General features: G+C 71.8%; 15 protein-coding genes. 7 read left to right on the top strand and 8 right to left on the bottom strand.

Features of this window, described 5'->3' with window-relative positions; translation table 11 throughout:
• Positions 1–272 precede the first annotated feature (272 nt).
• The 3 genes from ABZ193_RS26885 to ABZ193_RS26875 are packed head-to-tail and all read right to left on the bottom strand — an operon-like array spanning position 273 to position 1,797.
• Positions 273–902 carry a zf-HC2 domain-containing protein gene (locus ABZ193_RS26885; RefSeq protein WP_020423428.1) on the bottom strand — a complete coding sequence of 210 codons (630 nt, stop codon included), beginning with the start codon at positions 900–902 and terminating at the stop codon, positions 273–275.
• Complete coding sequence (locus ABZ193_RS26880; protein ID WP_020423429.1) at positions 899–1,411, bottom strand: sigma-70 family RNA polymerase sigma factor; 513 nt, start codon at positions 1,409–1,411, stop codon at positions 899–901. The genes ABZ193_RS26885 and ABZ193_RS26880 overlap by 4 nt, the downstream gene beginning before the upstream one ends.
• Complete coding sequence (locus ABZ193_RS26875) at positions 1,408–1,797, bottom strand: hypothetical protein (protein ID WP_354711929.1); 390 nt, start codon at positions 1,795–1,797, stop codon at positions 1,408–1,410. Before ABZ193_RS26875 ends, ABZ193_RS26880 begins: the two co-directional genes overlap by 4 nt.
• Before the next feature lie 115 nt (positions 1,798–1,912).
• Here ABZ193_RS26875 and ABZ193_RS26870 point away from each other — a divergent pair, with 115 nt between their 5' ends.
• Positions 1,913–2,362 carry a Rieske (2Fe-2S) protein gene (locus tag ABZ193_RS26870; RefSeq protein WP_027936687.1) on the top strand — a complete coding sequence of 150 codons (450 nt, stop codon included), beginning with the start codon at positions 1,913–1,915 and terminating at the stop codon, positions 2,360–2,362.
• 30 nt (positions 2,363–2,392) lie between these two features.
• On the opposite strand, the gene ABZ193_RS26865 is transcribed toward ABZ193_RS26870, so the two are convergent.
• Together ABZ193_RS26865 and ABZ193_RS26860 are read right to left on the bottom strand one after the other, a co-directional pair.
• Positions 2,393–2,845 carry a PTS glucose transporter subunit IIA gene (locus ABZ193_RS26865; protein WP_020423432.1) on the bottom strand — a complete coding sequence of 151 codons (453 nt, stop codon included), beginning with the start codon at positions 2,843–2,845 and terminating at the stop codon, positions 2,393–2,395.
• Entirely contained in the window at positions 2,842–3,150 is a 309-nt protein-coding gene (locus ABZ193_RS26860) for a PTS glucose/sucrose transporter subunit IIB (RefSeq protein WP_268246446.1), read from the bottom strand. Before ABZ193_RS26860 ends, ABZ193_RS26865 begins: the two co-directional genes overlap by 4 nt.
• Before the next feature lie 91 nt (positions 3,151–3,241).
• On the opposite strand from ABZ193_RS26860, the gene ABZ193_RS26855 reads away from it, so the two are divergent.
• The 6 genes from ABZ193_RS26855 to ABZ193_RS26830 all read left to right on the top strand — a co-directional run bounded on the left by ABZ193_RS26855 (position 3,242) and on the right by ABZ193_RS26830 (position 8,152).
• On the top strand, positions 3,242–4,009 hold the full coding sequence (locus tag ABZ193_RS26855; RefSeq protein ID WP_354711927.1) for a GntR family transcriptional regulator: 768 nt from the start codon (positions 3,242–3,244) through the stop codon (positions 4,007–4,009).
• 41 nt (positions 4,010–4,050) lie between these two features.
• A complete protein-coding gene (locus ABZ193_RS26850) occupies positions 4,051–5,241 on the top strand; it encodes a PTS transporter subunit EIIC (RefSeq protein WP_020423434.1) in 1,191 nt (396 codons plus the stop codon).
• A gap of 13 nt (positions 5,242–5,254) precedes the next feature.
• On the top strand, positions 5,255–5,521 hold the full coding sequence (locus ABZ193_RS26845; protein WP_027936689.1) for an HPr family phosphocarrier protein: 267 nt from the start codon (positions 5,255–5,257) through the stop codon (positions 5,519–5,521).
• A 51-nt stretch (positions 5,522–5,572) separates the two neighbouring features.
• The gene (locus tag ABZ193_RS26840; RefSeq protein WP_237339433.1) at positions 5,573–6,391 is read left to right on the top strand and encodes a serine hydrolase domain-containing protein; all 819 of its coding nucleotides are present in this window, start codon (positions 5,573–5,575) and stop codon (positions 6,389–6,391) included.
• Between the two features lie 241 nt (positions 6,392–6,632).
• The gene (locus ABZ193_RS26835) at positions 6,633–7,328 is read left to right on the top strand and encodes a DUF1986 domain-containing protein (protein WP_354711926.1); all 696 of its coding nucleotides are present in this window, start codon (positions 6,633–6,635) and stop codon (positions 7,326–7,328) included.
• 2 nt (positions 7,329–7,330) lie between these two features.
• Complete coding sequence (locus tag ABZ193_RS26830; RefSeq protein ID WP_354711924.1) at positions 7,331–8,152, top strand: serine protease; 822 nt, start codon at positions 7,331–7,333, stop codon at positions 8,150–8,152.
• A gap of 39 nt (positions 8,153–8,191) precedes the next feature.
• Here ABZ193_RS26830 and ABZ193_RS26825 read toward each other — a convergent pair whose 3' ends face one another.
• The 3 genes from ABZ193_RS26825 to mltG all read right to left on the bottom strand — a co-directional run.
• Complete coding sequence (locus tag ABZ193_RS26825; RefSeq protein ID WP_354711923.1) at positions 8,192–9,133, bottom strand: D-2-hydroxyacid dehydrogenase family protein; 942 nt, start codon at positions 9,131–9,133, stop codon at positions 8,192–8,194.
• 10 nt (positions 9,134–9,143) lie between these two features.
• Positions 9,144–9,959 (bottom strand): shikimate dehydrogenase, encoded by an 816-nt coding sequence (locus ABZ193_RS26820; RefSeq protein ID WP_354711949.1) that lies wholly within the window; start codon positions 9,957–9,959, stop codon positions 9,144–9,146.
• A 13-nt stretch (positions 9,960–9,972) separates the two neighbouring features.
• Positions 9,973–11,309: endolytic transglycosylase MltG (mltG, locus tag ABZ193_RS26815; protein WP_354711921.1), on the bottom strand; the 1,337-nt coding region annotated here is incomplete at its 5' end.

Genomic DNA, 11,309 nt, shown 5'->3' with positions numbered 1-11,309 from the left:
CCTGAGGCAGGGCAGGAAGCCGAGGGGTGTCAAGAAACTGTAGGCGCGGCGGGAAAACTGGAGGCGCGCTCTGGAGATTAAAGGCGCGGCACGAGATTCACGACCCATCGACAGCTGAGGTCTGGCGGGCAACTGGGGCAAGGCGCAAATTCAAGGCGCGACGAGATCTTCAGGCGCGGCGGAAAATTTTCGCAGGGCGAAAAACAAAGCGCGGCGAAACCTTCAAGCGCGGGCATGAAGATCCGCGAGCGCGGCACAACGCCCCACTCCCCTCACGGATGCCACCGCAGGAGCGGCACCCCTCCGGTCGTGCGGATCTCCAGCGCCTTGATCTCCTCCGGCGGCAAATCCGTGCCGACCGAGATGCGGGCGTCCCGGTCGGGGGTGGCGTTCCACGTCGCCAGCTGGGCCTCCGATCCGTCCGCCCGGATGGCCACCAGCAGGTACCCCGCGCCCTGGTAGGCGCCCCGGTAGCTGCACGACATGTCGACGCGGCTGCCGCCGGACACCTCGGCCACCGCGGCCGTCGCCTGGACCGGGTACGCGCCCAGCGGCGTCATGGCCGTCCCACCGCCGCCGTCGGGCTGGGGCACGAAGATCGCCGCCAGCACCGCCGCCGCCGCGGCCACCGCCACCCCGAACGTCGTCACCACCCGCCGCCGCCGGGCGCGGCGCACCCCGCGCAACAACGCAGGCAACAACCGGTCCGGTGGCGGCTCCCCCTCGACCATGTCCGGCGTCACCTGCGACAACAGCCCGGGCAAGCCGGCCAGCTCCGCCACCGCCGCGGAACACCGCGCACAGCCGCGCAGGTGCTCCTCGTACGCCGCGCGGTCCTCCGGGGACAGGGCGCCCAGCACGTACGCCGCGTCGTAGGTCACGAACTCGTCGGGCTCGGTCACCGGGTCACCCCCTTCTCCTCCAGCGCGAGCTTCAACGCCCGCAGCGCGTAGTGCGTCCGGGACTTCACCGTCCCGGCGGAAATCCCGAGCCTCGCGGCCGCGTCGGCGACCGAGAAACCCTGGAAGTAACACAGCAGCAGCACCTCGCGGTGCGCCGTGGACAACTCCTTCAACGCCTCCGCCACCAGCCAGCCCTGCAACGCCCGGTCGGTGTCGTCCGGCGTGACCAGCTCGGGCGGCGAATCGGTGGTCACCTCGGAGCGGTGCGCGGCCGACCGCCAGTCGTCGATCGCGATCCGCCGCGCCACCGTGAACAGCCACGCCCGCGCCGAGCCCTGCGTCTGATCCAGCACCCGCGGGTGCTTCCAGGCCCGCAGCAACGTCTCCTGCACCACGTCCTCGGCCCGGGCCCGGTCACCGCCGGTCAGCCGCAGCGCGTAGGACCAGAGAGCGGCCGCGTGGTCGTCGTGCAGCGCCCGCATCAACTGGTCTTCCGCGCCGTCGCTCACGCCAGCACGCCCTGCTTCCGCCGGACCCGCTGCGCGAACAGCAACGCCACGCCGAACACCACGCACCCGGCTTCGGTGATCACGCCCCAGGTCTCCGCGGACGTGGCGAACTGCTCCCGCACCCCGAACAACCCGCCGGGCGTCAGCGAGATCAGGTACGCGGCCAGCGTGACCGCGCCGAACCCGATCGCGGCCAGCACCGGCAGCCAGTGGTGCCAGAACAGCACCGCCACCGCGATGACCACCCCGGCGACGACGTTGACCAGGAACAACGGCCCGATCGTCTCGATCTCGTCGAAGCCCTCGTTGGCCCACAGGTCCCAGTGCACCCAGGCCGACCCCAGCAGTCCGAGGACCACCAGGATCCGCAACAGCCACGCCACCATGACCCGACCTCCTCCACCGGCGATCCTTGCACCCGTTCACCACGGGGCGGAACGCGATCGGGTTCAATCCGCCGCCGGATTGAACCGAGCCGGGACCGCGACCGTGTCACGGGGCATGACTGCTCACTCACCCACCCGCCGTACCGTCCTGACGACCGGGGTCGCCGTGGCCGGCGCCGCCGCGGGCACCGTGGTCCTGGCCGCCTGCGGCGGCAGCGACAGCGGCACGTCCGGAAGCAGCCAGAACACCGGCTCGGCCCCCTCCGCCCCGTCCGGCACCACCGTCGCGGCCCTGAACGACGTCCCGGTCGGCCAGGCCAAGTCGGTCACGGTCGACGGCAAGCCCGCCATCCTGGCCCGGCCCACCGAGACCACCGCCGCCTGCTTCAGCGCCGTGTGCCCGCACCAGGGCGCGACGGTGGCCCCCGAGGGCGACGCCATCAAGTGCCCGCTGCACGGCTCGGAGTTCGACACCCTGACCGGCGCGCTGGAGAAGGGCCCGGCGGACACCGGCCTCTCCCCCATCCCGGTCAAGGTCGAGGGCCAGAACGTGGTGACCGCCTAGGGATCGCGGCCCGCTCCGCCCGAGCGGCGCCTAATCCCAGGTGAAGAGCTGCTCGCCGGCGTCGACGGAGCCGCCGGTGAGCACTCCCGACAGCGCCTCGGCGTCCGCGTCGAGCGCCACCACCGGCACCACCGGTGAGTACCCCGCCGCGGCGACCGCGTCCGGGTCCCAGCTGATCAGCGGCTGCCCGGCGCGCACCGATTCGCCCTTCACGACGTGCAGCGTGAAGCCCTCGCCCTTCTGCTTCACCGTGTCGATGCCCAGGTGCACCAGCACGCCCTGACCACCCGCGGTCGCGACGACGAACGCGTGCGGGTGCAGCGTCACCACCGTCCCGTCGACCGGGCTGAGCGCGTCCTGCCGCCCGCCCGCGGGCAGCACCGCGACCCCGGGCCCGACCATCGACTGCGCGAACACCGGGTCCGGCACCTCGGACATGGGCGTGACCCGGCCGGGCACCGGGCTCTGCACGGTCACGCTCACATCAGGTCCTGGATGTCGCTGGCGATCGTGTCCGCCTCCGGGCCGACGACGACCTGCACGACCGACCCCATCTTCATCACGCCGTGCGCGCCTGCCGCCTTCAGCGCGGCCTCGTCCACCAGCGAGCCGTCCTCGAGCTCGCACCGCAGCCGCGTGATGCAGCCTTCGATCTCGACGACGTTGTCCGCGCCGCCCAGTGCCGCGAGGATCTTTTCCGGCCTGTCGTCCGCCACGGCGGCCTCCTTCTCTGCTTGCCGAACACGAACCCGTAACGGTGGTTGACACCCGCCCGGGTAGCGGAGCATTCTGCCCCATCAAGAAATGGTCTAGACCGGAACGTACCAATTACGGGCCGCCGGTGCGACCCCGGAAACCAACCCGAAACCTGGAGGTGGCATGGCGCAGACCGCGACCACCGCCGACCGCGTGGTGGACGGGCCGACGCCGAAACACGCGCAGCTGCGGGAGATCCTGCGGCGCTCGATCGAGCGCGAGCTGCCGCCGGGGTCGCCGATCCCGTCGGAGCGCGAGCTGGCCGAGCGCTACGGGGTGTCCCGGCTGACGGTCCGCTCCGCGATCGGCAAGCTCGTCGAGGAAGGCCTGCTCACCCGTGCCCGCGGGAAGGGCACCTTCACCGCGACGCGGCGCATGGAGCTGCAGCTGTACCTGATGTCGTTCACCGACGACATGCGCCGCCGCGGCCTGACGCCGGCCACCGAGCTGCTGCACTGCGGGCTGGAGACCCCGCCGGCGGAGACGGCGGGCGCGCTCGGCCTGGGCACGCGCGAGCAGGCGTACCGTCTGGTGCGCCGCCGCCGCGCGGACGGCACCCCGCTGGCCGTCGAGCGCGGCTGGTACCACCCCGGCCGGGTGCCCGGGCTGCCGGATCTGGACCTGACCTCCTCGCTGTACGAGCAACTCGCGCAGCGCTACGACCTCCGCTTGGACCACGCCCGCCAGACGGTGTGGTCGGAAGCGGCGGACCGGGAGACGGCGCGCCTGCTCGGCATCCGCGCCGGCGACCCGCTCCTGGTCTTCCGCCGGGTCTCCAGCGCGTCCGGAGTCCCCGTGGAGGACATGACCTCGTGGTACCGGGGCGACCGGTACGAGGTGTCCATGCAACTCGATCGCACAGTCCCCGCCGAACACGGAGGTAACCCGTGAGCGCCACCGTCGCAGATGGAACCAAGGGCAAAGGGAGGGGGATGGCGGGGCTGCAGCGCTTCGGCCGCAGCCTCATGCTCCCGATCGCCACCCTGCCCGCCGCAGGCCTGCTGAGCCGCCTCGGGCAGGACGACCTGCTCGGCAAGGACGGCCTTGGCTGGGACAAGGTCGCCGCCGTGCTCGCCGCGGCGGGCGGTGGCCTGTTCGACTGGCTGCCGCTGCTGTTCGCGGTCGGCATCGCCGTCGGCTTCGCGCGCAAGGGCGACGGCTCGACCGGTGTCGCCGCCGTCGTCGGGTTCGTGGTGTTCAACAAGGTCGTGCAGGTGTTCGCGCCGGTCAGCGACCTGGAGGGCTTCAAGGAGGGCTGGTACCTGCAGCCCATCAAATGGCCCTACAGCGTGCTGGGCGGCATCGTGGTCGGCCTGGTCACCGCGGTGCTGTGGCAGCGCTTCCACCGCGTGAAACTGCCGCCGTACCTGGCGTTCTTCGGCGGCCGCCGGTTCGTGCCGATCATCAACTCGGTTGCGCTGCTGCTGATCGGTGTCGTGTTCGGCCTGATCTTCCCGGCCGTGGACAACGCGATGCAGTGGCTCGGTGACGCGGTGACCGGCAACGCCGTCGTGGGCGGCGGGATCTACGGCCTGCTCAACCGCCTGCTGCTGCCGATCGGCCTGCACCAGCTGATCAACGTGCCGGTGTGGTTCATCTTCGACGGCGGTGACATCACCAACTTCTTCGCGGGCGACCCCAACGCCGGCGCGTTCACCACCGGCTTCTTCCCGATCTTCATGTTCGCGCTGCCCGCCGCCGCGCTGGCGATCTGGCAGACGGCGCGGCCGGGTCAGCGCAAGGTCGTCGGCGGCATCATGATCGCCGGTGCGGTCACCTCGTTCCTGACCGGTGTGACCGAGCCGATCGAGTTCGCGTTCATGTTCGTGGCGTGGCCGCTGTACCTGATCCACGCGGTGCTGACCGGCCTGTCGCTGGCCATCTGCAACGCGCTGGACATCCACCTCGGGTTCTCGTTCTCGGCCGGGTTCATCGACTTCGCGCTCAACTCGTCGGCGCCGGCGGCGAACCGGGCGTGGCTGCTGATCCCGATCGGCCTGGTGTACGCGGTGATCTACTACTTCCTGTTCCGGTGGGTGATCACGAAGTGGAACCTGCGCACGCCGGGCCGGGAGGACGACGCCGAACAGCCGTCCGCCGACGCCGGCACGCCCAGCAAGTGAGGAGAGGTCGAACATGGCGGAACGACGTGTGACCGTCGCCAGCAAGGTGGGCCTGCACGCCCGGCCGGCCGCCCTGGTCGCGAAGACCGCGGCCGCGCAGGCGGTGCCGGTGACGATCGCCAAGGACGGCGGGGCGCCGGTGCCCGCCGGGAGCCTGCTCAGTCTGATGACGCTGGCGGCGGGCCACGGTGACGAGGTGGTCATCGCCGCCGAGGGCGACGGCGCGGAGGCCGCGGTCGACGCGGTCGCCGAGCTGGTCGCCAGCGACCTCGACGCCTGATCCGGCGGCGGCTGTCCCCGGCGCGGGACAGCCGCCGTTTAGGCTTTGGGTATGCGGAGCCTGGAGCGGATCGATCAGTGGCCAGCCCCGCACGCGGCGGCGGCCGTGGTGCGGGCGGACGGAACGGTGGCCGGCAGCCACGGCGACACCGCGCGCACGTTCCGGCTGGCCTCGGTGACCAAGCTGCTCACCGCGTACGCGGCGCTGATCGCAGTCGAGGAGGGCGTGGTCGAGCTGGACACGCCTGCCGGGCCGGAGGGGTCGACGATCCGGCACCTGCTCGCGCACACCGCGGGCCTTGGCTTCGACTCCGACCGCGTGATGGCCCAGCCGGGCACGCGGCGCATGTACTCCAACGCCGGTTTCCAGGTCCTCGGCGACGCGCTGGCCGAGCACTCGGGCATCCCGTTCGCCGGGTACCTGTCCGAGGCGGTGCTGGCCCCGCTGGGCATGACGTCGACCCGGCTGGAGGGCTCCCCCGGCGCCGGCGGGGTGTCATCGGTGGACGACCTGGTGCGGTTCGCGGCCGAGTTGCAGGCGCCGAAGCTGCTCGACCCGGCGACCCTGCGCGCAGCCACGTCGGTCGCGTTCCCCGGGCTGAACGGGGTGCTGCCCGGACTCGGACACCAGAAGCCCAACGACTGGGGGCTGGGCTTCGAAATCCGCGACTCGAAGAGTCCACACTGGACGGGAGCGGACAGCTCGCCGCGGACCTTCGGGCACTTCGGGCAGTCCGGCACGTTCCTGTGGGTCGACCCGGACGCGGGCGCCGCGTGCGTCGTGCTGACGGACCTGGACTTCGGCCCGTGGGCGATCGAGGCGTGGCCCCCGTTCACCGACGCGGTGCTGGCGGAACTGCGCGCCGCCTGACAGCGGGAAGGGCGAATCAGGCCGCCCGACGGGCAAACACGGCGTGTTCGCGCCCGAGAGCGTCGTGTCGGCCGTTCCGGGGCGGCGCCGAAAACCGGCCACTGGTCGTAGGCCATCCGGGGTGTTTTCCCGCCGGTGACACCGGATTGACGACTTTCGTCGGGTTCTCCGCGCGCTAACTTCTGCCTGTCGCGCACATCGTCGGGCGCGAATACCTCACCCCTGCGGAGGTTTATTCGTCATGCGCATTTTCCGGTGGATATCCGCAATCACCGCCGCGGCCGGGATAGCCGTCGGCGGCGCCGCTCCCGCGGTCGCCGCGGGACCGGCCGTCGAACCGTTCATCATCGGCGGCAGCACCGTTTCGAGCGCGCCGTGGGCGGCGGCCGTGTTCGTGAACGGTCAGTTCAACTGCTCGGGCACCATCATCGCGTCGCGGTGGGTCCTCACCGCCAAGCACTGCCTCGGCTCCGGCATGACCGTGCGCGTCGGCAGCGTGTACCGCTCCTCCGGCGGCGTCACCGCGACCGTCACCAGGCAGGTCGCCAACCCCAGCACCGACTTCGCCCTGCTCCAGCTCGGCACCTCGGTCAGCACCACCTACGCCAGGCTGGCCAGTGCGGACCCGGCGGTCAGCAGCACCAACTCCATCTACGGCTGGGGCCGCACCAGCTACAACGGCTCGGCGGCCGAACAGCTGAAGACCGCGACCGTGCGCAACACCCGGATCGGCGGCAGCTGCACCGACGCCTACGGCGGTCGCGCGATCTGCTCCACCGGCGTGAGCGGCGTGGCCTGGAAGGGCGATTCCGGCGGCCCCCAAATGGCGAATGGAGTTCAGGTGGGTGTCGCGTCCATGGCGGACGGCAGTTCTTCCCAGATCTATGGCAGCGTCGCCGCGAACCGGTCCTGGATCAGTCAGACGGCGGGGGTCTGAAATTGCGGAAATCAATCGGGAAAACGCTCCGGCGCGCCATTCTCGCGACCGCCGCGTTCGCCACCGCGCTCACCGCCGCGCTGACCCCGGCGCAGGCCGCGCAGCCGTCCGGTGACACCGTCACCCCGTTCGTCGTCGGCGGCACCAACGCCACCCAGGGCCAGTTCCCGTGGATGGTGCGGCTGTCGATGGGCTGCGGCGGCGCGCTCGTCACACCGCGCGTCGTCCTGACCGCGGCGCACTGCGTCAGCCGGACCGGCACCAACTCCAGCATCACCGCCACCCTCGGCAAGGTGGACCTGCAGGCGAGCGGAGGCCAGTCGATCAAGTCGACCTACGTCTACCGCAGCCCTCAGTACGCCAGCACCGGCGCGCAGGACTGGGCGCTGATCGAACTGGCGTCCGCGGCATCGGCCCCGACGCTGAAGTTCGCCGCGCCGGGTGACACCTCGCTCAACAGCGGCACCTTCACGATCATGGGCTGGGGCGCCACCGTCGAGGGCGGCGGCCAGTCGCGCTACCTCAAGTACGCGACCGTGCCCTACGTCAGCGACTCCACCTGCCAGCGGTCCTACGGCAGCGACCTGCAGCCGGCCTACGAACTGTGCGCCGGCTACCCGGAGGGCGGCACCGACACCTGCCAGGGCGACTCGGGCGGCCCGATGGTCAAGCAGAACGCGGCGGGCGAGTGGGTCGAGGTCGGCATCGTGAGCTGGGGCGAAGGCTGCGCCCGGCCGGACTACCCGGGCGTCTACGCCGAGGTGCAGTCCTTCTCCGCCAACATCAGCAACCGGATCAGCTCCAGCGGCACGATCGTCCGCTGAGCCGCCGGGGGCGCCTCCCGCCCGGGGAGGCGCCCCCGGTCACAGCGTCATGACCCGGACCGGGTTCCCGTCCCGCCACGCGGCGATGTCCTCGACCGCGTCGCGGTAGAAGATCTCGTACACCTCGCGCGTGACGTAGCCGAGGTGCGGGGTCAGCGTGGCGTTGCGCATCGCGCGCAGCGGGTGGTCGGCAGGCAGCGGCTCGATGTCGTAGACGTCCAGCGCGGCGCGGATGCGGCGCTCCCGCAACGCGTCCAACAGCGCCTGCTCGTCGATGATCGGCCCGCGCGAGGTGTTCACCAGCAACGCGCCCGGCTTCATCGCGGCCAGCTCGGCCGCACCGACCAGACCGCGGGTGCGCTTGGACAGCACCAAGTGCACGGACAGGACGTCCGCGCGTGCGAACAGGTCCTCTTTGGACACCGCGGTGACGCCGTGCTCGGCGGCCCGCTCGGCGGTCAGGTTCTGGCTCCAGGCAATGGTTTCCATGCCGAACGCCTGACCGATGCGCGCCACCCGCTGGCCGAGGTTGCCGAGCCCGAGCAGGCCGAGCGTCTTGCCGTGCAGCCCGATGCCGACAGTCGACTGCCACGCGCCGTCCCGCATCGCGGCCAGCTCGGTCTCCAGGTGCCGCTGCGCGGCGAGGACGAGCGCCCAGGTGTGCTCGGCCGTGGGGTGCGGCAGGTAGCCGGTGCCGCAGACCGTGATGCCCAGCCGCTCGGTGGCCTTGAGGTCGATGGCCGCGTTCCGCCGCCCGGTGCTCACCAGGAGCTTCAGGTCGGGCAGCCGCTCCAGCACCTCGGCGGTGAACCGGGTGCGCTCCCGCATCGCGACGACGACCTCCGCGCCGGCCAGCCGCTGGACCAGCTCGTCGTGGTCGCCCACGTACGAGGTGATCACCTCGACCTCGGCTCCCAGCGAGTCCCAGTCCGCGAGGCTCCGCGCGACGTCCTGATAGTCGTCCAGCACCACGATCTTCATGGTGCTCACGCTAGTCCAGGGGCAGCGGCAGGATGCCGCCCGTCGCCTCCCGCAGCGCGTCGCGCATCGCCTCGCGCGGCGCCGGCCTGCCGGTGAAGTGCTCGACCTGGCCGAACGCCTGGTGCAGCAGCATGTCCAGCCCGGTGGCGACCCGTCCGGCGGCCGCCTCGGCCAGCGGCGTCGGCCACGGGTGGTAGATCACGTCCAGCACGCACGGCGCCGCGGCCAGCTCGGCCGCGTGCTCCGCGACCGCCGCCGGCGGCACCGTGCTCACCAGCACCGCGCAGTCGGCGGCGAGCTTGCCGAAGTCCGCCGAGGCCCACACGCGCACGTCCGCCTCGACGCCGGCCCGGCCGGCCGCCTCGACGGTCTCCCGCGCCCTGGCCGGGTCGCGGACCACCAGCACCGCGCGCCGGATGCCCAGCTCCGCGAACGCCACGACGGTCGCGGCCGCCGTGCCGCCCGCGCCGAGGACCAGGCCGGTCTCCCCGCCGGTGAACCCGCCGGCGCACCGCAGCGCCCCGGCGACGCCGTCGACGTCCGTGCAGTCGGCCAGCCAGCCGCCCGCGGTCGGCACCAGCGTGTTGGCCGCGCCCGCCGCCACCGCCCGCGGCGTGGCCTCGTTCGCGAAGTCCAGCGCGGCCCGCTTGCCCGGCATGGTCACCGATAGGCCGGCCCACTCCGGGCCGAGCCCGCGCACGAACCCGGGCAGTCCCGCGGCGTCCATCTCGACGCGCTCGTAGGTCCAGCCGTCCAGGCCGAGCGCGGCGTACGCGGCGGTGTGCAGCACCGGCGACAGCGAGTGCGCCACCGGTTTGCCCAGCACCGCCGCCTTGCGCTCAGTACGCACCGCGCTGCCTCGCCAGTGTCTTGTTCTGCTCGTGCTCGGGGAGGTCCGACGCGAAGCAGGACAGCCCGTTCTTCTCGCACTTCACGAAGTACACGTACGTGCCCTGCGTCGGCTCCTCGGCCGCCTGGATCGCCTCCGGGCTCGGCGAGGAGATCGGCGTCGGCGGCAGCCCCGGGATCTTGTACGTGTTGTACGGGCCCGGCCGGTTCCGGTCGTCGTCGGTGGTGGTCACGACCGGCTTGTCCAGCAGGTAGTTCACCGTCGAGTCCAGCTGCAGGCGCATGTTCTGCGCGAGCCGGTTGTAGATGACCTGCCCGATGTTCTCGAAGTCCTGTTTGACGCCCTCGCGCTCGATGAGCGAGGCGACGATCAGCGTCTCGTACGGCGTGCGGCCCTGGAACTTCGACGTCGCGGTCAGCCCGGCCGTCTGGATCCGGGTGGCCGACGTCTTCAGCACGTAGCCGAGCAGCTCCTCGGCGGACCAGCCGGGCTTGACGTCGTAGACGCCGGGCGCGACCAGGCCCTCGATGCGGCGGGCGTCGGTCGACCCGGAGACCACCGGCACCGCCCAGTCCGGCGCGCCGAGCGCCGCCAGGTCGGCCTTGGCCGCGGTGTCGCGCAGCTGCTCCACCGGGATGCAGGTGCTCTGCCCGTTCAGCTGGGCGCACGAGGCCTTCGACAGCAGCGTGAACACGCCGGGCGTGACCGTGCCGTCGGGCTGCGTGATGTCGTCCAGCTGGGTGCCGGCGCGCACCTGCAGGACGCCGACGCGCGAGCCGTCCTGGGTCAGCTTCGCCACCGCCGCGGCGCCGGACATCTTCGTCTTCACGACGTAGTAGCCGGGCTGCAGGCTCAGCACCTTCGAGTTGTCCTCGCTGGCCTTCACGAACGCCTTCGCGCTGGCCACCACCCCGGCCCCGGCCAGTTCCTGGCCGATCGCGCCGGTCGAGTCGCCCGCGCTGATCTCGATCAGCACGTCGGACTCGCCACTGCCCTCGAAGTCGTCGTAGCCGAACACGGCGTCGATGCCGTACCAGGCGCCGCCGCCGATCAGGGCGAGCACGACGAGCGCGACCAGCCAGCGCAGCGGCTTGCGCTTGCGCCGTGTCTCGACCGGATCGTCGTCGGGCGGCTCGATGTACTCGGGCTCGGCGCGCTCCTCGTCGGCGTTCTCCGGGTAGTCGTCGAAGTCGTCGTACTCGTAGTCGTCCTCGAGGTGGATGATCTCGGTCCGCGCCGAGCGGCCGCGCGACGAAAGCGACGCCGAGGGTCGCCAGTGACGCGACGGTCCCGGCCGCCGAACCGAGCGCGGGGAAGAACACCGTC

The organism is Amycolatopsis sp. NPDC006125, from assembly GCF_040614195.1.
Classification (GTDB): Bacteria; Actinomycetota; Actinomycetes; order Mycobacteriales; family Pseudonocardiaceae; genus Amycolatopsis_E; species Amycolatopsis_E tucumanensis.
Note: the sequence above shows the minus strand (reverse complement) of the source record. Positions and strands in the feature narration are given on the sequence as shown.

Excerpts from the sequence above, each read along its gene's own strand:
- ABZ193_RS26875 (WP_354711929.1), bottom strand. The coding sequence starts at position 1,797 with ATGGTGGCGTGGCTGTTGCGGATCCTGGTGGTCCTCGGACTGCTGGGG.
- ABZ193_RS26870 (WP_027936687.1), top strand. The coding sequence starts at position 1,913 with ATGACTGCTCACTCACCCACCCGCCGTACCGTCCTGACGACCGGGGTC.
- ABZ193_RS26860 (WP_268246446.1), bottom strand. The coding sequence starts at position 3,150 with ATGCTCCGCTACCCGGGCGGGTGTCAACCACCGTTACGGGTTCGTGTT.
- ABZ193_RS26855 (WP_354711927.1), top strand. The coding sequence starts at position 3,242 with ATGGCGCAGACCGCGACCACCGCCGACCGCGTGGTGGACGGGCCGACG.
- ABZ193_RS26850 (WP_020423434.1), top strand. The coding sequence starts at position 4,051 with ATGGCGGGGCTGCAGCGCTTCGGCCGCAGCCTCATGCTCCCGATCGCC.
- ABZ193_RS26845 (WP_027936689.1), top strand. The coding sequence starts at position 5,255 with ATGGCGGAACGACGTGTGACCGTCGCCAGCAAGGTGGGCCTGCACGCC.
- ABZ193_RS26840 (WP_237339433.1), top strand. The coding sequence starts at position 5,573 with ATGCGGAGCCTGGAGCGGATCGATCAGTGGCCAGCCCCGCACGCGGCG.
- ABZ193_RS26835 (WP_354711926.1), top strand. The coding sequence starts at position 6,633 with ATGCGCATTTTCCGGTGGATATCCGCAATCACCGCCGCGGCCGGGATA.
- ABZ193_RS26825 (WP_354711923.1), bottom strand. The coding sequence starts at position 9,133 with ATGAAGATCGTGGTGCTGGACGACTATCAGGACGTCGCGCGGAGCCTC.